This is a genomic window from Planobispora rosea, from assembly GCF_014648175.1.
Taxonomy (GTDB): Bacteria; Actinomycetota; Actinomycetes; order Streptosporangiales; family Streptosporangiaceae; genus Planobispora; species Planobispora rosea.
In genome coordinates, this window is record NZ_BMQP01000005.1 from 150,110 (window position 1) to 170,253 (window position 20,144).

Consider the following 20,144-nt stretch of genomic DNA (forward strand, 5'->3'; position numbering starts at 1 on the left):
GTTCAGGGCTCCGCATCCGGCGGGATGCCCATGGCGGCCAGCCCGGCGCGGCCCGGCACCAGATCGGCGAAGACCACCCCGAACGGGAACGACGATGCGGCCGTCTCGGCGGTCACCGCGGCCGGGCGGCGGCGTGTCACCGGCCGCCGATCTGAGCGTTCGGCAGTCGCAGGCCCAGCAGGGCCAGGACCTCGGCCTCACGGGCCGACACCTCCACGGGACGCGTCTGATCCACCGCCTCATGATGACCCACTTCTGATCGTTTTCGCGGGGGTGTTCCGGGAGCCCGGCACGTGGTGACCCCGTAGTGGACACGTGGTCGCCACGGATGACCGCGCCCCCGTCACCGAGGCATGATCAATGCAGACAGACCGACACGGACCGGCGAGCCCCCGGCGGCCCCTGCGAAAGGACCGGAGCATGTCCGAGAACACCCAGAACACCGAATTCCAGATGCCGACCCCCGACCCCGCCCTCAAGGAGCTGGACTTCCTGGTCGGCAGGTGGGACCTGAAGGGTTCCACGGTGGAGGGCCCCATGGGCCCGGCCACCGAGATCACCGGATGGGAGACCTTCGAGTGGCTGCAGGGCGGCTTCTTCCTCGTCCACCGCTGGGAGAGCAACTTCACGGTCGAGGGTGTCGAGGTCGTCGACGCCGGTTACGAGTTCTTCGACTACGACCCGGAGGGCGGCCGGTACCGCACGCACTTCTTCAACAGCCTGGGCCCCTACGACCACGAGGGCAGCAAGTACCACGGCGGCTTCGAGGGCGAGGCCCTGGTGGTGACCGGCCCGGCCCGCATCACCCGCACCCCCCACCCCGGCGGCACCGTCATCGTCGACTCCGAGGTGCCGGCCGGGGACGACGAGTGGGCGCCGATCATGAAGTACACCCTCACCAGGACCCGGTGAGGATCCCGCCGGGGTCCGGTGCGGGCCCGCATCGGAACCCCGGGAGAGGTTTCAGAAAAATCTTGGAACCCGCTGTAACAATCCCCCGGGTTCGCCTCTCTTACCTAACGAAACCGGCACGAGAGGAACGGACCCCGATATGAGCGAGTTCGACGTCACCACCACCGACTACTACGACACCGACGGCGACGGCGGCACCGACGTGCAGCTCATCGACACCGACGGCGACTACGTGGCCGACGAGGAGCGCTACGACACCGACGGCGACGGCGTCACCGACGTCGTCTACCTCGACCACGACGGCGACGGCTACACCGACGAGATCCGCGTCGACCTCAACGGCGACGGCGTCTCCGACTACACCGAGTACCAGGGTCCGTTCCCGACCGCCTGACCACACCAACCGGCATGAGCCCGTGCGCCCCGGACAGGGGACCCCGGTCCCGGGGCGTGCGGGCCGCCGACGAGGAAGGCCACCGATGAGAGACCGACGCGCGCTCCTTTCCCTGCTGCTCCTGGGCTGTCTGGCCCTGGCCGCGTGCGGCCGGGCGGAGGGACTCGGCGGAGACGCGGCGGGTCCGGGCGGAGAGGCGGTCACCGCCGCTCCGCCGTCGGCGTCCGCCGGGAAGGGCGAGGACGTGCAGCGTCTGCGTCCCAGGGAGCAGGGGCAGGACCGGCCCGGCGCGGCGAGGACGCCGGGCGGGGCCGGGGCGGCCGGGGCCTCGGGAGGGTCCGGCACGGAGAACGGGCCCGGCGGGGGGGACGGGTCCGGCACGGGGGATGCGCCGGGCCTGTTCGGGCCGGTCCCCCTGACGCTCGCGCTGGTGGCGGGGGCCCTGCTCATGATCATGGCGGGAGTGCTGCTGTGGCTGCGCAACCGCCGGACGGTGTCCGCCCCGGCCACCCAGCCGGATGGTCCCGGCCCCGTGGGAGCGCCGGGCGGTCCCGGCCCCGTGGGAGCGCCCGGCCCGGTGGCCCCGCTCCCCGCCGCGTCACCGGCGGCATCGCCGGCCGCACCGACCTCACCGGCCTCACCGGCCGGCCCGTCGACCGGGCCGGTCTCGCACCGTGGACTGGAGGAGACGACCGTGCACGCAAGCGCCGTGCCGACCGGCCCCGCGGCGACACCCGCCGCTCCGTCCGGACCGGCCGTTCCGCCGTCCGCGCCGGTCGGGTCGTCCGGGCCGTTCCCGGTGCCCGCCGCACCGTCCGGACCCCCCGCGGCACCCGCCGTACCCTCCGGGCAGGCCGCGTCCGGCCCGCTGGAGGACGCTCTGGCCGAGGTCGCCGGGAGCGGGATCAGCCAGGCGCTCACCCAGCAGGTGGAGCGCCTCTTCGCCGGTGGCCGCCCGGGGCGGCAGGCCCTGGTCGAGGCGTGCATCGGCTACCGGGACCAGATCGCCGAACGGCATCCCCAGCTGGCCGGCACGCTGCTGGACGGGCTGCACCGGGCCGGGGTCCGGGAGATCGTCGCCGACGGGCGGCCCTTCGACCCGCGCCTGCACGAGGCGTTCGGCACCGAGCCGACCGACCGGCCGGAACTGCACGACATCGTCGCGGAGACCATCAAGCAGGGGTACACCGACGGGGACCACGTGATCCGTGTGCCGCAGGTCGCCGTCTACCGGTACGAACCGGCGGCCCCCGAACAGCCGGAGGCCCGCGGGCCGGCCGGAGGCCGCCAGCAGCCCGGGACCGGGGACGCGCCGTGAGCGGCTCCGTTCAGGGCGCGGTCCTGGTCTTGCCCGAGGGGGCCGGGGTCCGCGGGTCAGGCGAGGCCGGGCTCCGCGAGTTCGGTCTGGAGCTTCTTCCTGGCACGGTGGATCCAGACCTTCACCGTGTTGAGGGGCACCCCGATCGAGGCCGCCACCTGCTCGTAGGTCAGGCCGCCCGCCCACAGCAGGAGCGCCTCCCGATGGGAGCCGGGCAGGGTGGACATGGCCCGGCGCAGGTCGGTCAGCTCGGCGACGGTGTCCTCGAAGGGGTCGGTGACCACCGAGTCCTCCGTCATCTCGTCGAAGATCCCGCCCGCCGGGGAGCGGCGCCGTATCACCGCCAGGGCGGCGTTGCGCGCGATGGCCAGGACCCAGGCCCGGAAGGGGGCCTTGCCCTCGAAGGCGGCCAGGCCCTTCCAGGCCGCGAGCTGGGTGTCCTGCAGCGCGTCGAGCGCGTCCGCCCGGTTCTCGGTCAGGTGGTAGCAGACGCCGAAGGCCGGACGCTGCGCCGTGGCCCACAGCGCGGCGAAGGCGGTCTCGTCACCCGCCCTCGCTGCGACGACGAGCAGGCTCTCGTCGTCAACGGCACCGCTCAGGGACCCACTCGTCATCGGTCGCCATCCTCCCGAGGTGGAAAATCAGCCAATGACATCACGCCGCACGTTTCGCCCGGTATGAGGTAGCCACCCATGATATTGGACCGTAACAATACAGAGTTCGGCTCGGCCTCCGAGGAGGCAGACGACCTGGCTGAGCTGCGTCGACTTCTTTTCGACACGGTACCCGCGCCCACCGGGGAGGAGAGCGCGGACATGCTCGCGCAGACGTTCTCCTCGGACGACGCCGACCTCTCCCTGCTGCCGGACTCCGACGTCTTCTCCGGCGCCGGGCCGGACTCCTCGTCCTACGACGAGCCCGGCCCGTTCGACGCGGACGGCCCGTTCGGCACGGAGGACCACACCGGGGACCACACGGGGGACCACGCCGGTGACCGCTGGGACGCCCTGGGCTCCGATCCCGGTGATCCCGGTGACGCCGGCCACCACGAGGACCTCCACGCGGCGGACGACGCCCACGGCACCTGGGACCCGCTCTTCGGCGGTGACGTGTGACGGCCGTGGCGGCCGGGCCCGCGGAGCTGCTGCGCCGCCTGTGTGACGCCACGTCCGCCCGGCTGGCCGGGGCGGAACTGCGCGAGCGGGTGGCGCGGGTCCGCGCCGACCTCGACGCGCCGCTGCGGGTGGCGGTGGCCGGCGCGGTCAGCAGCGGGAAGTCCACTCTGGTGAACGCGCTGCTCGGGCTCCCGGTCGCCCCGGTGGACGCGGGCGAGTGCACCTTCGTGGTCACCCAGTATGAGTACGGCGAGGACGACGGCCGCATCACGATCGAGCTGACCGACGGCGGCGTGGTCCACTCCCGGCTGCTGCCCGGCCACCGGCTCCCGGACGAGCTCGGCGTGGAGGTGTCCCGGATCCGGCGGCTGCGCGTCGCGCTGAACCTGCCGGCGCTCCGTACGGTCACCATCATCGACACCCCCGGCATGAACACGGTGACGGCCGTCAACGAGCGGGCCGCCCGGAGCATGCTGTTCGGCTCGGGCGAGGAGGACGACCGCGCACAGGCCATGATCTACGTGCTGCGCTACGTCCAGAAATTCGACGACACCACCCTCGCCGAGTTCCGGGGCCTCACCGACGCGTGCGGCATGAGCTGCGTCAACACCCTGGCCGTGCTCGGCCAGATCGACCGGCGCGGCGACGAGGACGACCCCTGGCCGACCGCCCGGCGGCTGGCCGCCGGCGGCTACCAGGACCTGCGCACCTCGGTCTTCGACGTGGTCCCGGTGATCGGCCTGCTGGCCGAGACCGCCCGGGCCCGTCCGCTGGGCGACGACGAGGTCGCCGCCCTGGTCCGCCTGGCCGCGATGGACGAGGACGACCTGGAGGACTACCTCCTGGACCTGGAGGACTTCCGTACCGCCCCGGACCTCCCCGTCCCGGCGGAGGTACGGCACCGCCTGGTGGAGCGGCTGCACCGCTACGGCATCCGCGCCGCGGTGGAGGCGCTGCGCCGGGGTGAGGCGTCCGACGCCGTCTCGCTCGCCGACCACCTGCTCCGCTGCTCGGGGTACGCCTCGGCGGGCCGGGCCGTGACCGGCTCCGTGGCCGCGGGCCTGGCCCACTTCGCCCGCCGCGCCGACCAGCTGAAGGCGCTGGACGCCCTGACCCGGCTCCGCAAGCTCGCCCGTTCGCCCGCGCTGGGCTCGGACCGCGCCACCCTGGACGCGCTGGCGGCCCAGCTCGACGAGAACAAGCCGATCGCGACCGCCCTGGGCGGCCTGCGGATCTTCGCCGCGGCCGAGGCGCTCGGCCGCGGCACGCTGGTGCTGAACGAGGAGATGACCGCCGAGCTGCTGCGGCTGTCCCGCCACGACGACCCGGCCGAACAGCTCGGCCTGGTCGCGGGGGCGAGCCGGGAGGAGATCGCCGCCTCGGCCACGGCGGCCTCCACCCGCTGGCGCACGCTCGCCATGATGAACGAGGGCCGTACCGCCGGCCACCGGGCCAGGGACGTGCTGACCGTCCTGGAGGACATGGCCATCGCGGCCCTGGAGGAGCCCTCGCAATCGTCCCCGGGGGGCGGCCGGCCCCTTCCCCCGGTCCGGATCGACCCCGCCGCGATCGAGACGCTGCGCGCCGCCCCGATGGTGCCCGCCGGTGACAAGCGGGCGCTGGAGCTGCTGCTCGCCGGGACCGAGCTGGCGGCCCAGCTCGGCGCCCCGCCCGGGGCCCCGCGCGCCGAGATCGCCGGTTACGCCGCCGCCCTGAGCGCCCGGTTCCGCGTCCTGACCCACCGGCCGCTCTCGCTGCGGCAGCGGCGGGCGGCGGAGACCCTCTGCGACGCCTACGAGGCCATCTGGTCGCAGCACCACCAGGACGGCTCCCGCCCCCGGTGACCGGTCGCCCCGGCGCTCCACCCCGACATCCCGAATATCCCAGGCATCCCAGACATCCCGACAGGAGAGACGACGACCATGACGGCCCCTGACCCCAACGGCCCGGTGGCCCGGCTGCTGCGCTACGCCAACGAGGTCCACTCGCTGGCAGGCCGGTGCGGCAGGGCGGATCTGGCGGAAGTGCTGGCCGCCGCGGCGGCCCGGTGGAAGGACGAGTGCACCGACATCGTGGTCGCCGGGGCGCAGAAGCGCGGCAAGAGCCGGCTGATCAACACCCTGGTGGGCCACCCCGACCTGGTCCCCGTCGACGCCGACGTGGCGACCAACTGCTTCCTGTCCCTGCGCCGCGGCCCCAAGCTGGCCGCCGTCGTCCACCGGAGCACCGACGCCGGTCTGGTCCAGACGCCGATCACCGTCGAGTCGATCCCCGACTACGCCTCGATGCGCGGCGACGCCGGCAAGCGCCGCGACGTCGTCAGCGTGGACATCACCCTCGACAACCCCCTCCTCGACGGCCTGCGGCTGCTCGACACCCCCGGGGTGGACAGCCTGACCGTCGGGCACCGGCAGGTGACCGTGGCCATGCTCCAGCGGGCCGACGCCCTGCTGTTCACGCTCAGCGCGCAGGACCAGCCGGTGCTCCGGCACGAGCTGGAGTTCCTGGCCGAGGCCGCCGAACGGGTCCAGGCGATCGCGTTCGTGCTGACCAAGGTCGAGGACTCCGCCAACTGGCGGACCCTGATGGAGGAGAACCAGGCCCGCCTGAAGACCTTCGTCACCGAGGCCGTCGCGGAGAACCCGGCCCGGTCGGCGACGCTGACCCCGCTGCTGTCGGCGCCGTGGATCCCGGTGAGCTCCAAGCTCGCCGAGGCCGCCGAGGCCAAGCGCCGGGAGGGACGGCAGGAGCGCGCGGACGCCCTGCGCTCGCGCAGCGGCATGGACGTGCTGGAGCGGCATCTGCGGGGGTTCGCCGACGGCCGGGAGTTCGCGCGCGGCGCCACCGTGGTCAACGCCGCCCTGTCGGTCCTGGGCTCGCTGGGCACCGGGGCCAAGGACGACGTCGCCGCGGGCTCCGACGACGAGAACGACGTGGCCGCCCGGATGGCCCAGGTGGAGGCCGGGCTGGAGGAGCTGAACGAGCTGGCCGCCCGCCGCCGGGCGGGCGCGGTGGCCAACACCTTCCTCGGGCGCGAGGTGGCGGGCATCGTCGCGGCGCGGACGGCCGAGATCCGCCAGCCGTACGAGAACGCGATCGCCACGCTGAAGAAGCAGGACCAGATCGACCGGTACATGGCGGAGCTGCCGATGAGCGTGCAGCGCTCGCTGGAGGCCGCCTGGTCGCAGATCGTCTACGACGTGGAGATGCTGGCGCGGACCACTCTGGACGCCTTCGCCCGCGACCTCGGCCTGGACCCGGTGGACCTGGCCGCCGACCGGCGGATGATGCCGAACTTCTCTCAGGTCCAGGTCAGGAACGACTCCGGGCCCGAGGCCCCGGAGCAGGTGGACATGGTCCGGGACGTGCTGCCGTCGGCCTCGATCGGGCTCTCCCTGGGCGGCTTCGCCGCGACGCTGCTCGGCCCGGTGGGCTTCATCCTGGTCGCCCCGGCGATCGGCGCGGCCATCTTCATGGGACGCCGTTCGATGGAGAAGGTCCAGCGCAACCAGGCGGCGCTGCGCACCGCGCTCCGCGACCAGTTCTCGCTGGTCTCCCGGGAGATGACCCTGGACCTGGAGCGGATGGTCGCCACCTGGCGGGTGAACGTGGAGCAGGCCGCGGACGAGAGCCTGATGCGGCGGCGCAAGGAGCTGGAGACCCGGCGCGCCGAGCTGAAGGCCGCCTCCGCGCGCTCGGCCGAGGAGCGCAAGAAGGCCCGGCAGTCCGGCCAGGACCGGATGGCCTCGATCGACACCCTCACCGCCCGCGGCCTGGAGCTCCGCAAGGAGCTCGCCGCCGCGGTGGCCGCCCTGGGCCGCTGAGCCGCGGCTCGCGCAGCGCACGGGGTACGGCCGCGGGACGCGGCCGGGACCGGGGCCGGGACGCAGCCGGCGTCCCGGCCCCGGCCGGTTCGGGCCTCGGTTCGCGCGGTCCTGCCCGCCGTCCCGTCACCGTCGGTCGACGTGTTCTTCCTCGGCGGCCGCGGCGTAGGCGGCGTCGAGGCGCTCGAGCGGGCCTGGACCGTCGTGCGGCTTCGGCGGGGCGCCGAGGTGGCGGACGCGCAGCTCGTCCATGAGCTCCTCGATGAACGCCGGGCCCTCATCGCGCATGAGCTGCTGCCGGCTGCGGAGCTCGGCGCTGCCCTGGCACCAGTCGAGGCCCCAGTTGCCGAGGGCGTAGATGATCGGAAGAGTCTGGATGCCGGCCTCGGTGAGGCTGAAGCGCGCGCGCTGCCCGCGGGCCGCGGTGCCGCGGGTGAGGATCCCCGCGTCGATGAGCCGTTTGAGGCGGTCGGCGAGGATGTTCGAGGCGATGCCCTCGATCGACCCGGTGAGTAGCGCGCGGAAGTGGCGGCGGTCGCCGAAGATGACGTCGCGCAGCACCAGCAGCGACCAGCGATCTCCGAGCACCTCGACGGCGGCGTTGACCGGACACCCGGACCGTGGTTCCACGATTCCTCCTTGACAGGCATTTCGCCCCCCACAATAGTGATTGCAAAATGCAAGCACTAGAGGGGAAGGAGGACCGATGGGCCGCTTCGTCTATTCGATGCAGGTCTCCCTCGACCTGCGGATCGAGCAGGTCCCGGGGGACAACGGCGCAGGCGAGTGGCTGCGCATCGGCGAGGAACTGCACCGCGAGGCCAACGCGCGGACACAGGCGCTCGCGCTCATCGTCCACGGCCGGGTCTATTACGAGGTCATGGAGGAGTACTGGCCACGGGCGCGCGAGGACGCGTCGCTGCCGGATTTCATGCGTGAGTACGGCGAGATCTGGACCGCCAAGCCCAAGGTGCTCGTCTCCCGCACCCGCCGCAGCGCCGATCACAACACCCGGATCATCGGCGGAGACGACGCGATCGGGCAGCTCGCCGCCCTGCGGGCCGAAACCGACGGCACCATCGGGGTCGGCGGCGCGGCGCTCGCCACGCAGCTGCTCCGGGCCGGGCTCCTCGACGAGCTGCTGCTCTTCACCCACCCCGCGATCCTCGGCTTCGGCAGGCCGCTGTTCGACGACTACGACCTGCCGATCGACCTCGGCCTGCTGGAGCAGCGATCGTTCGAGCAGGGCGTCACGATGCACCGCTACGCCGTCCGGGACGCGAAGGGGGCGGGCTCATGCTGAGACAGGTCGCCGAGGGTGTGCTGGTCCACCAGAGCGAGTTCGTGCGGAGCAACGCCGTTGTCGTGCGGGGCCGGGCCGGTGTGCTGCTCATCGACCCCGGGGTGACCGGCTCCGAGATCGACTGCCTCGCGGACGACCTGTCCGATTTGGGGCAACCCGTCGTCGCGGGGTTCTCCACGCACCCGGACTGGGACCACCTGCTCTGGCACGCCCGGCTCGGCGAGGCGCCCCGTTACGGCACGGCGCGCTGCGCGGCCGCCGTCCGGGATCAGCTGTCGGACGCGGATGCGAAGGCCCGCATCGCCGAGCACCTGCTCGAGACGGAGATCGCCGGGCGGGTACCGCTGGACCTGCTCGGTCTCATCACCGGCCTGCCCGCCGAGGTGACGCGGATCCCCTGGGACGGCCCCGAGGTCCGGATCCTCGAGCACCAGGCGCACGCCCCGGGCCACGCTGCGCTGCTGATCGGGGAACACGGGGTCCTCGTCGCCGGCGACATGCTCTCCGACGTCCTGATCCCGATGCTCGACTGGGACGGCGCCGACCCGATCGAGGACTACCTCGCCGCGCTGCGGCTGCTGGAGGGCGTGGCGGGTGACGTCGACGCCGTCGTGCCGGGCCACGGTTCCGTCGGCGGAGCCGGCGAGGTGCAGGCCCGGATCGACCGGGATCGGGCGTACGTGCTCGCGTTGCGGGACGGCCGGGCCCCCGCCGATCCACGGATCGGCCCGTCGGCCGAGCCCGGCTGGGAGTGGGTGGGCGACGTGCATGAGGGACAGCTCCGCAGCCTCGTCCGGAGAAGCGGGCGCGACGGGACGCCCCGCTAGCGATCAGGTCGCGCCACCGGGTGGAGGCGTCGGCCCCTCCGCGCCGTCAGAGCGGTAGATGCACCAGGGTGGCGGGCTGGTCGCGGGCGGTCCCGGCCGCGTCGTCGGGGTGGTGCAGGCACAGCAGGCCCGTGGGGATCCGGGCGACCGGCTCGAACGTCCCCGGGGTGCGGTGCACCTCCCGCGCGCCCGCGGGGGTGACGTGCAGCAGCCGGCTCCTCCCGGCGTCCCGCATGGTCATCCACATGGAGTCGCCGTCAGCGATCATCCGCGGACGCTCCCAGCGGTGCCGGGAGGTGAGGTGGCCCGACAGGGCCGCCGACTGCTTGCCCATCAGGAAGTCCACCGCGTGGGTCCGCTCGTTGAAGACCCCGACCGACCAACCCCTGGCGGGGCTCACCTGGTCGGCGCTGATCGCGTAGATGTGGTTGCCCGCCGGGAACCAGCGCAGCGCGCCGCCACGCGGGCGCGGCATGACCAGGGTGGTCCGCCCGTCGGCGGTGTCGGCCTCCAGCCCCGCCGAGCTGGCCGTGAACCATCGCCCCTTGTGCAGGACCACCTGGTGGAGCCAGCTGCGTCCGGGCTCGCGCACGGTCGGGCGCACGATGCCGCCCGGATCGATCAGGCAGAGCACCTGCCACGGCCGGAAGCCCTCGTGGCGGTTGGCGAACAGCGGCTTGTTGCTGCCGAACTGGCCGAGCACCACGGTGCAGCCCGGCGCGCCCACCGAGGGCGCGGGCTCGGTGCCGCTGGGCCCCTCCTGGTCGATCAGGCGCCGCGTCCGGTTGTCCTCGTTGACGAACCACTGGGCGTAGGGGCCGAGGTCGCGGGGGACGGCCTCCGGGAAGAACCCGCCGCCCAGGTTGAGCTCGATCATCGCCAGGTGACCGGTCTCCCCCCAGGGCAGGCCCACCGTGCCGTCCACCGCGATGACCTGCCGGGGCTGGTAGAAGACCCACGCGACCGGGCCGTGGGCCAGGACCGTCGGGTTGCCCCACATCTGCAGCGGCTGCGTGGTCCGTACGGTCAGCTCCGGGGTGAGCGTGCGGACCAGCACCTGCGCCGGTCCCACCTGCTCCACCGTGGCCACGCCCTCGCCCGTGGCGGCCCACTCCACCAGCCTGCCGAAGGGGAGCTCCCGGTCGTAGCGCCCGCCCAGCCCGTCCAGCCTGCGCAGGAAGTGGCCGCCGGGGAACGCCTGGTGGACGAAGATCCGGCCGCCTTCGGCACGGGCCTCCAGCACCCCGTCCATCACCTTCTCGATCCCCTGGACCGCGGGGCCGTCCGCCCCGGCGGCCCGGGAGGCCGGGGCCGCGGCGTGACCGGCCGCCGGGGCGGGCAGGGGGTGGCCTCCGGTGTGCCCGCCGGCGGGGGCGGCCGGGAGCGGGTGCCCGCCCGTGTGCACGGGCAGGGGGTGACCTCCCGTGCTCGCGGGCAGGGAGTGGCCTCCGGTGGACCGGCTGGGGTCGACCTTGAGCTTCCAGGCGAGCTGGGCGGCGCCGTACGCGACGACGATCTTCGGGTCGTCATAGGTCCGCACCAGCTCACCGTGGCGCTCGCGCACCACGTGCTGGACCAGCGGCATCCGGCTGGCGCCCCCGGTCATGAACACCGCGCCCAGCTCGTGGGCGCCGATCCCGGCGCTGCGGATGGTGTCGTCCAGGATGTCGACCGTCTTGACGATCTCGTCCCCGATGAGCCGCTCCAGGTCGTCCCTGGTGATGTGCACGTCCTCGTTGATGCCGACGACGTAGTGGGAGGAGGTGTCGAACTTCGACAGGGCCTCCTTGGCCTCCCGGGCCATCTTGAACAGGTCGGCGGCATAGCTCGCGTAGCGGCGCTCCGGGTTGGTCGTCACCTGCGTCCACCACTCGGCGTCGAAGCGCTCGATCTGCTCTCCGAGGAAGGCGAACACCCGCTCGTCGAAGCCCTCGCCGCCGATCTCGTCGCTGCCGCCCGGCTCGCCGACGACCTTGAAGTCGCTCCCGTCCACGGTGAGCACGGCGGCGTCGAACGTGCCGCCGCCCAGGTCGTAGACGGCCAGGTGCGAGCCGGCCGCCACCCGCCCGGCGGAGGCGAAGTAGCGCGCCGAGGCCACGGGCTCGTCGATGAGGACGATCCGCACGCCGCGCACGACCTTCTTGGCCGCCGCCACCAGCACCGCCTTGCGCTCCTCGCTCCAGGCGACCGGGTGGGTCAGCGCGATGCAGTCCGGGGTCGCCCCGTCGAAGCGCCGCCGCCCCTCGCTCACGAACAGCTCCAGCAGCGCCGCCATGGCGTCGACGACGTCCACCGGGACCCCGCCGAGCAGCATCTTCCCGCGGCCGACGTACCGTTTGGGGTTGCGCTCGACGCGCTCGGGGCTGATCGCGATCCCCCGCTGGGCGATCCGGCCCGCCACGAGGTTCCCGCGCTCGTCAAGCATGACCGCGGAGGGGATGCGCCTCTCCCCCTCCACCTCCAGGATGTCGAAGCGCCCCTCGGCGGCTATCACCCCGGCGGAGAAACTCGTCCCGAGGTCGACACCGAGGCACCACTGCGCCATTTCTCACTCCTCGTCGATGCGAACCCGATCATCCCGCATCCACCGGCCGGGGCCCTTCGCGGGGGGGCGGGGACCCAGGGAACGGTCCAGGGTGTGCGAAAGGGGCATCGGAGTGGATCCGGAACAGCAACCATCTTCCTACGACCCACCGAGAGCTCAGGATGTTTCCGCTTTTGGCTGGTTTTTTCAGTCTCCGGTGGTTCCGCTGTCGGGGCGGGCGGCCAGAGCCGCCAGGACGCGGGCGAACTCCGGCGGCGGGGCCACCACCAGCCGGGTCTGCCCCTCCTGGCTGACCAGGTCGGCCCGGATCAGGGTCAACCGGCCGCCGTGCCACCAGTAGACGTACGGGCTGAGCGGGTCGTCGCCCCGCTCGAACTCCTGCAGGGCGAGCAGCCGCAGCCGCTCGATCGCCCGGACGACGCCGATGCCCTCGATCGGGTGCACGACCAGGGTCGCCGGGTCGGGCAGGACGACCAGCACACCGTCGGCCGGCACGGACAGGTAGTCGTCCAGGCGGCGCAGGTGGGCGGTGGCGCAGGCGGTGGGTCCGGTCAGCCGCCGGACCGGCACGCCGCCGAGGTCCTCCTCGGTCACCGTGAGCCGCTCGTCCTGGCGGGCGTTGTCCAGGGCCAGGTCCAGCGCCTGGGCGGCCGTCACCGGCCAGCAGCGGACCTCCTCCGGCCGGACGGGGCGTCCGCCGGTGCCGTACCCGACCGTCAGCACCTCGACCAGGTCGGCGGTGAGGTGGCGGCCGACCACCCGGGCCGAGGCCAGGTCGTCGTCGGGCTGGATGCGGGTCCGCAGCAACGGGCGGACCTGGGACAGGTCGCAGGCGTCCAGCGGCTCGTCCAGCGTGGCCAGGGTGTGCGCCAGGTGTTCGGAGACGAGCATCGGCCAGTCCTCGCGGGAGCGGCGGCCCGCCTCGGCGCGCAGTCCGGTCAGCCGTACCGTGATCTCGCGCGGGCCGGACAGGGTGAGCGTGCCGCCGTCGGGGGCGAAGGAGCAGCCGTAGCCGAGGGAGTCGGCGACCAGTCCCAGCAGGGAGTCGAGGTCGACGTCCTCGATCCGACGCGGGGGCGTCTCGGCCCTCCGGTCGCGACGCCGCCGGAACAGCCTCACGCGTCAATCCCCTCTGCCGGTTTCCTTCCGCCCGTATCTTCTAGCCTGCCCCCTCACGATTGCGGATCGACCAGGTCAGAGAGCACGATTCAGCATCAATAACACCAAGAGCCCCCATTGGCAGCGTGAACTGGGGCGTTCCATGCCCAACGGGTAGCCCGCCGATGACCGGGACCCCGAGCGGCCCGAGCCGTTCCTCCAGCACCGGATAGGGGTCGTCGCACTCCACCCACGAGCCCAGCGCGAACCCCGCCGCCCCGTCCAGCGCGCCCGCCTGGAGCAGCTGGGTGAGCATGCGGTCGATCCGGTAGGGCGCCTCGCAGACGTCCTCCAGCAGCACGATCCGCCCCCGGGCGTCCAGCTGGTACGGCGTGCCGCACAGCGCCGCCAGCAACGACAGGTTCCCTCCGGTGATGGGCGCCTCGACGGCGCCCGCGACGATCACCCTGTCGCCGGTGACGGGCGGGGCGTCGCCGAACAGGGCCGCGGTGAAGTGCGTGAAGGTGCGGGGCTCGGGTCCGTCCGGGTCGCTGATCGTGGCGCAGGCCGGCATGGGCCCGAACCAGGTCACGACGCCGAGCTCGACGTCGAACGCCCGGTGCAGGGCGGTGACGTCGCTGGACCCGGCCAGGATCTTCGGTCCCGCGGCCCGCATGGCGTCCCAGTCGATCAGGTCCAGGATCCGGGTGGCGCCGTAACCGCCCCGCGCGCACAGCACGGCCGCGACCGCGGGATCGCACCAGGCGTCCTGGAGGTCGGCCGCCCGCCCCGCGTCGGACCCGGCCAGGTAGCGGTCGCGCTCCAGCACGTGCGCGCCCGTGACGACCTTCAGGCCGAGATCGCGCAGCACCCGGACACCGCGCGCCAGCCGCACGGGGTCGGGCGGCCCGCACGGGGCGACCACCGCGACGGTGTCCCCGGAGCTCAGGGCGGCAGGAACGCTCGCCTGATTGGGCGTGGCCGGTTCGTTCATCCGGCAAACGGTGCCACACTGGGGGTCAGATATGCGACCTCCGACCCACATCCTCGTGGTCAACGGCATCAAGGTCCGCAGGCCGGTGTTCGTGCTCGCCGCCCCACACTCCGGCGCGGACCTGCTCGCCCGCGCCCTCAAGCGGTCTCCCGGCTTCCACCTCACCATGGGCCGCGCCGCGGTGGCCCACGTCGTCTACGCCTTCGCCCGCCGCCCCTCCATCACCCGCCGCGGACTGGGCGCCACCCGCGTGCTCCGCGACGCCATGGCCGAGGCCTGGCAGATCCTGCCGGGCGCGTGCCGGCAGTGCCCCGACCCCTGCCGCGAGGCGGGCGGCGTGACGGGAGCCGGCCCGTGCGCCGTCGCCGGGACCGTCGCCCGGTTCGGCGACGCCAGCCCGGACCTGCTCTACAGCGCCCCGGTGCTGCTCCAGGCCTTCCCCGACGCCCGCTTCGTCCAGCTCATCCGGGACGGCCGCGACGTGGCCGCCGACATGCTGGCCGACCCGGCGGCGCTGTCCTGGTTCAAGCCCGCGATGCTCACCGACGAAACCGAGTTCCCCAACCCCTTCCTCGGGATCAACTCCGGCAGGCACGCCGACCGGTGGAAGGCGATGCCCACGGCCGGCAAGTGCGCGCTGCGCTGGCGCGGAGCCGTCCGGCTCTCGGCCGCCCTCCGCCAGGAGTTCCCCCGCGAGCAGCTGCTGACCCTGCGCTACGAGGACGTGGTGGCCGCCCCCGGCGAGGCGGTGGAGCAGCTCTCCGAGTTCCTTGAGACCCGCGTGTCCAAGATCGCCCTGTACGGCGGGAACGCCCCCAGGGTCGGCGGCTGGCAGACCCGGCTCCGTCCCGAGGACGCCAAGCTGGTGGAGAAGGTCGCCCGCGAGGAGCTCTCCCGCCTGGGCTACCGCTGAGGGCCCGCCTGGGCTACCGTCGACAGCCCCCCCCCGGGCGAGGCGGATCCGGTCAGCGCTCCCGGCTGAACTGGGTCCGGTAGAGCTCGGCGTAGACGGCGCCCTTGGCCAGCAGCTCCTCGTGGCGGCCGCGCTCGACGATCCGGCCGTCGGAGACCACCAGGATCTGGTCGGCCTCGCGGATCGTGGACAGCCGGTGCGCGATGACCAGCGAGGTCCGCCCGGCCAGCGCGGTCTTCAGCGCCCGCTGGACAGCGGCCTCCGACTCCGAGTCCAGGTGGGCGGTGGCCTCGTCGAGCACCACCACCCGGGGCGCCTTGAGCAGCAGCCTGGCCAGGGCCAGGCGCTGCTTCTCGCCGCCGGACAGCCGGTACCCCCGGTCGCCCACCACCGTCTCCAGCCCCTCCGGCAGCGACTCGACCAGGTCGGCGATCTGCGCGGCCCGCAGGGCCTCCCAGATCTCCTCCTCGCCGGCGTCCGGCCGGGCGTAGCGCAGGTTGGCCCCGATGGTGTCGTGGAACAGGTGGGCGTCCTGCATGACCACGCCCACGGTCTCGCGGAGCGAGGCGAGGGTGGCCTCGCGCACGTCCAGGCCGTTGATCCGGACCGCGCCGTCGTTGACGTCGTACAGCCGCGAGACCAGCGAGGTGATGGTCGTCTTGCCCGCGCCCGAGGGGCCGACCAGCGCCACCAGCTCGCCGGGACGGGCGGTGAAGCCGACCCCGCGCAGCACCTCGTGGCTCTGCCCGGTGTCGGGCCTGGCCACCGACTCCAGCGAGGCCAGCGACACCTCCGAGGCGGCCGGGTAGCGGAAGACCACGTCGTCGAACTCCACCGTGGCGGGCCCCTCCGGGACGGGCTCCGCCCCGGGCTTCTCAGCGACCATCGGCTCCAGGTCGAGCACCTCGAAGACGCGGTCGAAGCTGACCAGCGCGGTCATCACGTCCACGTGCACGTTGGACAGGCTCGTCAGCGGGCCGTACAGGCGCATCAGGAGCGCGGCGAGGGCGACCAGGGTGCCGACCTCGAACGCGCCGTTCACGGCCAGCACGCCGCCCGCGCCGTAGACCAGGGCGGTGGCGAGCGCGGCCACCAGCCCCAGGGCGACGCGGAACACCGTCCCGTACATGGCGACGGTGACGCCGACGTCCCGGACCCGCCCGGCCCGGCCGCCGAAGACGGCCGCCTCCTCGTCGGGGCGGCCGTACAGCTTGGTGACCATGGCGCCGGCGACGTTGAAGCGCTCGGTCATCATCGAGCTCATCTCGGCGTCGAGCTCCATCTGCTCGCGGGTGAGCCCGGACATCTTCCTCCCGACCCACTTGGCCGGGAAGATGAAGATCGGCAGAAGGACCAGGGCGACCGCCGTGATCTGCCAGGACAGGGCCAGCATGGCGCCGAGCACCAGCACCAGCATGACCACGTTGGACACGACCGACGACAACGTGCTGGTCAGGGCCCGCTGGGCGCCGATCACGTCGGTGTTCAGCCGGGAGACCAGGGCGCCGGTCTGGGTCCGCATGAAGAACGCCACCGGCATGCGCTGCACGTGGTCGAAGACCTCGGTGCGCAGGTTGTAGATCAGGCCCTCGCCGACGCGGGCGGAGAACCAGCGCTGGGCCAGGCCGAGCCCGGCGTCCACGAGCGCGAGCGCGGCGATCGCCAGCGCGAGCCAGACGACGAGGGCGGCGTCCTTGCCGGCGATGCCCTCGTCGATGATCGCCTTCATCAGCAGCGGGTTGGCGATCACGATGACCGAGCCGAGCACCACCAGCGCGAGGAAGGCGGCGATGTGCCGGGAGAACGGCCGCGCGTACCGCGCGATCCGCTTCACCGTGCCCGGTGCGAGCCGCTCCTTCGTCACGGAGCTGTCACGTCGCAGCGAGCGCATCGCCTGAGGGCCGAAGCCCCCTCCCATCATCGCCATTCGATCTCCTCCCCCGGTGAGAGCACCGGGAGAGGCTACGCGATTCCCCCGTCAGCTCCGGGCGAACAGCGCCCGGATCCGGGCCATCTGTTCCTGGCGCTCGGCCGCGCACTGTTCCTCCAGTGTGCGCCCCGGGGCGCCCTGGAGCAGCCGCTTGGTCGCCGCCGCGGCGTCCCGGTTCGTCGCCAGCAACGCGGCCGACAGGTCCTGTACGGCCCGCGTCAGCTCGCCGGGGGCGACGACCAGCTCGGCAAGGCCGATCCTGGCCGCCTCCTCCGCCCCCACGAACCGCGCCGTCAGGCAGATCTCGACGGCGCGGGACACGCCGACGAGATCGACCAGCGGCTTGGTCCCGGTCAGGTCGGGAACCAGTCCGAGCGCGGGTTCCTTCATGCACAGCCTGGCGTCGTCCGCCAGGATGCGCAGGTCGCAGGCGAGCGCCAGCTGGAAGCCGGCGCCCACGGCGTGTCCCTGCACGGCCGCGATCGAGACGATGTCCGGCCGCCGCAACCACAGGAACCCCTGCTGCGCCTGTGCGATCCGCCCCTCGAACGTCGTGGCGTCGAGGGTCGCGGTGCTCGCGAAGGAACCCTGACCGGGCACCCCTTCGGGGGTGAACATCCGCAGGTCGATGCCTGCCGAGAAGGACGGCCCCTCACCACGGACCACGACGATTCTCACCTGCTGCGGCAGGTTCTCACCGATTCGAGCCAGCGCCGACCAGGTGGCGAACGTCTGTGCGTTCCGCTTCTCCGGCCGGTCCAGCGTGATCGTCGCGATCTCACCGTCCACCTCGTAGCGCAGACCGGCCTCCGCGTAGGAGGCCTGCTCCGCACTCCCCCCAGGTGCTGCTTCCGCCATCGCCCGTCCTTCCATGTGAGCCGTCCGTCCCGCCCGAGCCTATCGACTCTCCAGAATGAGGTTCTACAGACCCGGACGGGCAGCTGACTGGACGAGCGGCTGCGGTCGCACGTTCCGAGGCGGGGTCAGCGCTTGGACTTGCCTCGGGTAGCGCCGCCGCGCCCGCGCAGAGTCACGCCGGACTCGCTCAGGATGCGGTGGATGAACCCGTATGACCGGCCGGTCGAAGCGGCCAGAGCGCGGATGCTCTCACCCGAGCTGTAGCGCTTCTTGAGATCGGCGGCCAGTTTTTCACGGTCGGCCCCGGTCACCCGGGTGCCCTTCTTCAGAGTCTCGGCCACGAGTACCTCCTGTAGTGCCAGACTTCCGCAGCGTTACTCCGCCATGATCAGTCATTTCTGCGGGATCGGCTACCTACTCCTAGGGAAAAGATCCGTACCCGCTCAAATTAAGATCAGGCAAGTGCCACAAGATCGGAAAATTCGTCGCTCCACGCGTCTTCGACTCCGTCCGGTAGCAAGATCACCCTATCGGGCTGCAGGGCGTCCACAGCACCCTCATCGTGCGTAACAAGAACAATCGCCCCAGAATAGGATCTCAGTGCGGAAAGCACCTGCTCCCGGCTGGCCGGATCGAGGTTGTTCGTCGGCTCGTCGAGGAGCAGCACGTTGGCCGCCGAGAGCACCAGCGTGGCCAGGGCCAGACGCGTCTTCTCCCCGCCGGAGAGCACGCCCGCAGGCTTGTCCACGTCGTCGCCGGTGAACAGGAACGACCCCAGCACCTTGCGCAGCTCGACGTCGGGGAGCTCGCCCCCGGCCGAGCGCATGTTCTCCAGCACGGTGCGCTCCGGGTCGATCGTCTCGTGCTCCTGGGCATAGTAGCCCAGCTTGAGGCCGTGACCCGGCCTCACCTCGCCGGTGTCGGGCTTCTCGATGCCGGCCAGGATGCGCAGCAGGGTGGTCTTGCCCGCGCCGTTCAGGCCCAGGATGACGACCCTCGTCCCCCGGTCCACCGCGGCGTTGACGTCGGTGAAGACCTCCAGCGAACCGTACGACTTCGACAGCTCGGTCGCCGTGATCGGGGTGCGCCCGCACGGGGCGGGCTGCGGGAAGCGGAGCTTGGCGACCTTGTCGCCGCGCCGCTCCACCTCCAGGCCGGACAGCAGGCGCTCGGCACGGCGCTGCATGTCCTGCGCGGCCTTGGCCTTGGTGGCCTTGGCCCGCATCTTGTCCGCCTGCGACAGCAGCGCCGAGGCCTGCTTCTCGGCGTTGGCGCGCTCGCGCTTGCGGCGCTTCTCGTCGGTCTCCCGCTGGGCCAGGTAGGCCTTCCAGCCGACGTTGTAGGTGTCGATCACGGCGCGGTTGGCGTCCAGGTGCAGGACCCTGTTTACCGTCGCTTCAAGGAGGCCGACATCGTGACTGATAATGATCAAGCCACCTTGATGTGATCGTAAAAAATCACGGAGCCAGCTGATCGAGTCCGCGTCGAGGTGGTTTGTGGGCTCGTCGAGCAGGAGAGTCTCGGCCCCGCTGAACAGGATCCGGGCGAGCTCGACACGCCGCCGCTGGCCTCCGGAGAGGGTCTCCAGCGGCTGCGTCAGCACCCGGTCCGGCAGCCCGAGGCTGGAGGCGATCGACGCGGCCTCCGACTCGGCGGCGTATCCGCCCAGGACGTGCAGACGGTCCTCCAGCCGCCCGTAGGCGCGCACCGCGCGGTCCCTGGTGCGCTGGTCCGCCGAGGACATGCCCAGCTCGGCCTCGCGCAGCTCGCGCAGGACCTCGTCCAGCCCGCGCGCGGACAGGATGCGGTCGCGGGCGATCACCTGCAGGTCGCCGGTGCGCGGGTCCTGCGGCAGGTAGCCCACCGAGCCCGTGATGGTGACCGTGCCCGCGGCCGGGATGCCCTCGCCCGCCAGCACCTTGGTCAGCGTGGTCTTGCCCGCGCCGTTGCGCCCGACGAGACCGATCTTGTCGCCGGGGTTCACCCGGAACGAGGCGCCCTCGATGAGCAGGCGCGCCCCGGCGCGCAGTTCGATGTCAGAAGCAATGATCATGGCTGGAGAACACTCCCGGGGTGGGGATACACAGGCTCACTGGGTCGCGTGGCCGAACCC

General features: G+C 72.5%; 19 protein-coding genes. 9 read left to right on the forward strand and 10 right to left on the reverse strand.

What is annotated here, in order from left to right:
* Positions 1–2 precede the first annotated feature (2 nt).
* Positions 3–140, reverse strand: a complete 138-nt coding sequence (locus IEZ08_RS06850) for a hypothetical protein (protein ID WP_176728532.1) — start codon at positions 138–140, stop codon at positions 3–5.
* A gap of 280 nt (positions 141–420) precedes the next feature.
* Between IEZ08_RS06850 and IEZ08_RS06855 the strand changes: the two genes are divergently transcribed.
* The 3 genes from IEZ08_RS06855 (at position 421) to grpE (ending at position 2,624) form a co-directional block, all read left to right on the forward strand.
* Positions 421–912 carry a DUF1579 family protein gene (locus tag IEZ08_RS06855; protein WP_189241853.1) on the forward strand — a complete coding sequence of 164 codons (492 nt, stop codon included), beginning with the start codon at positions 421–423 and terminating at the stop codon, positions 910–912.
* 139 nt (positions 913–1,051) lie between these two features.
* A complete protein-coding gene (locus tag IEZ08_RS06860) occupies positions 1,052–1,306 on the forward strand; it encodes a hypothetical protein (protein WP_068924087.1) in 255 nt (84 codons plus the stop codon).
* Between the two features lie 85 nt (positions 1,307–1,391).
* On the forward strand, positions 1,392–2,624 hold the full coding sequence (grpE, locus tag IEZ08_RS06865) for a nucleotide exchange factor GrpE (RefSeq protein ID WP_189241854.1): 1,233 nt from the start codon (positions 1,392–1,394) through the stop codon (positions 2,622–2,624).
* Between the two features lie 56 nt (positions 2,625–2,680).
* On the opposite strand, the gene IEZ08_RS06870 is transcribed toward grpE, so the two are convergent.
* Complete coding sequence (locus tag IEZ08_RS06870; RefSeq protein ID WP_068924089.1) at positions 2,681–3,238, reverse strand: RNA polymerase sigma factor; 558 nt, start codon at positions 3,236–3,238, stop codon at positions 2,681–2,683.
* Positions 3,239–3,439: 201 nt separating this feature from the next.
* Between IEZ08_RS06870 and IEZ08_RS06875 the strand changes: the two genes are divergently transcribed.
* The 3 genes from IEZ08_RS06875 to IEZ08_RS06885 all read left to right on the forward strand — a co-directional run bounded on the left by IEZ08_RS06875 (position 3,440) and on the right by IEZ08_RS06885 (position 7,563).
* Positions 3,440–3,739, forward strand: a complete 300-nt coding sequence (locus tag IEZ08_RS06875; protein ID WP_189241855.1) for a hypothetical protein — start codon at positions 3,440–3,442, stop codon at positions 3,737–3,739.
* Positions 3,736–5,583: a dynamin family protein gene (locus IEZ08_RS06880; RefSeq protein WP_189241856.1), complete on the forward strand. Its 1,848-nt coding sequence runs from the start codon at positions 3,736–3,738 to the stop codon at positions 5,581–5,583. Before IEZ08_RS06875 ends, IEZ08_RS06880 begins: the two co-directional genes overlap by 4 nt.
* 78 nt (positions 5,584–5,661) lie before the next feature.
* Complete coding sequence (locus IEZ08_RS06885; RefSeq protein ID WP_189241857.1) at positions 5,662–7,563, forward strand: dynamin family protein; 1,902 nt, start codon at positions 5,662–5,664, stop codon at positions 7,561–7,563.
* Between the two features lie 126 nt (positions 7,564–7,689).
* Here the strand turns inward: IEZ08_RS06885 and IEZ08_RS06890 are convergent, their stop codons facing one another.
* The gene (locus IEZ08_RS06890; protein WP_068924093.1) at positions 7,690–8,193 is read right to left on the reverse strand and encodes a winged helix-turn-helix transcriptional regulator; all 504 of its coding nucleotides are present in this window, start codon (positions 8,191–8,193) and stop codon (positions 7,690–7,692) included.
* Between the two features lie 76 nt (positions 8,194–8,269).
* On the opposite strand from IEZ08_RS06890, the gene IEZ08_RS06895 reads away from it, so the two are divergent.
* Entirely contained in the window at positions 8,270–8,866 is a 597-nt protein-coding gene (locus tag IEZ08_RS06895) for a dihydrofolate reductase family protein (RefSeq protein ID WP_068924094.1), read from the forward strand.
* A complete protein-coding gene (locus tag IEZ08_RS06900; protein ID WP_189241858.1) occupies positions 8,860–9,693 on the forward strand; it encodes an MBL fold metallo-hydrolase in 834 nt (277 codons plus the stop codon). Before IEZ08_RS06895 ends, IEZ08_RS06900 begins: the two co-directional genes overlap by 7 nt.
* A gap of 46 nt (positions 9,694–9,739) precedes the next feature.
* Here the strand turns inward: IEZ08_RS06900 and IEZ08_RS06905 are convergent, their stop codons facing one another.
* The 3 genes from IEZ08_RS06905 to IEZ08_RS06915 form a co-directional block, all read right to left on the reverse strand.
* Positions 9,740–12,238, reverse strand: coding sequence for an Hsp70 family protein (locus IEZ08_RS06905; protein ID WP_189241859.1), 2,499 nt, complete (start codon positions 12,236–12,238; stop codon positions 9,740–9,742).
* 186 nt (positions 12,239–12,424) lie between these two features.
* A complete protein-coding gene (locus tag IEZ08_RS06910) occupies positions 12,425–13,357 on the reverse strand; it encodes a hypothetical protein (protein ID WP_068924097.1) in 933 nt (310 codons plus the stop codon).
* A gap of 40 nt (positions 13,358–13,397) precedes the next feature.
* Complete coding sequence (locus tag IEZ08_RS06915; RefSeq protein WP_068924098.1) at positions 13,398–14,330, reverse strand: S66 peptidase family protein; 933 nt, start codon at positions 14,328–14,330, stop codon at positions 13,398–13,400.
* A gap of 31 nt (positions 14,331–14,361) precedes the next feature.
* On the opposite strand from IEZ08_RS06915, the gene IEZ08_RS06920 reads away from it, so the two are divergent.
* Positions 14,362–15,243 carry a sulfotransferase family protein gene (locus IEZ08_RS06920; protein WP_068924099.1) on the forward strand — a complete coding sequence of 294 codons (882 nt, stop codon included), beginning with the start codon at positions 14,362–14,364 and terminating at the stop codon, positions 15,241–15,243.
* 52 nt (positions 15,244–15,295) lie between these two features.
* Here the strand turns inward: IEZ08_RS06920 and IEZ08_RS06925 are convergent, their stop codons facing one another.
* The 4 genes from IEZ08_RS06925 to IEZ08_RS06940 form a co-directional block, all read right to left on the reverse strand.
* Entirely contained in the window at positions 15,296–17,170 is a 1,875-nt protein-coding gene (locus IEZ08_RS06925; protein WP_068924100.1) for an ABC transporter ATP-binding protein, read from the reverse strand.
* Between the two features lie 51 nt (positions 17,171–17,221).
* Positions 17,222–18,031, reverse strand: a complete 810-nt coding sequence (locus IEZ08_RS06930) for an enoyl-CoA hydratase/isomerase family protein (RefSeq protein ID WP_068924101.1) — start codon at positions 18,029–18,031, stop codon at positions 17,222–17,224.
* A 125-nt stretch (positions 18,032–18,156) separates the two neighbouring features.
* Complete coding sequence (locus tag IEZ08_RS06935; protein WP_068924102.1) at positions 18,157–18,372, reverse strand: helix-turn-helix domain-containing protein; 216 nt, start codon at positions 18,370–18,372, stop codon at positions 18,157–18,159.
* A 113-nt stretch (positions 18,373–18,485) separates the two neighbouring features.
* Positions 18,486–20,084, reverse strand: coding sequence for an ABC-F family ATP-binding cassette domain-containing protein (locus tag IEZ08_RS06940; protein ID WP_068924103.1), 1,599 nt, complete (start codon positions 20,082–20,084; stop codon positions 18,486–18,488).
* Positions 20,085–20,144 lie beyond the last annotated feature (60 nt).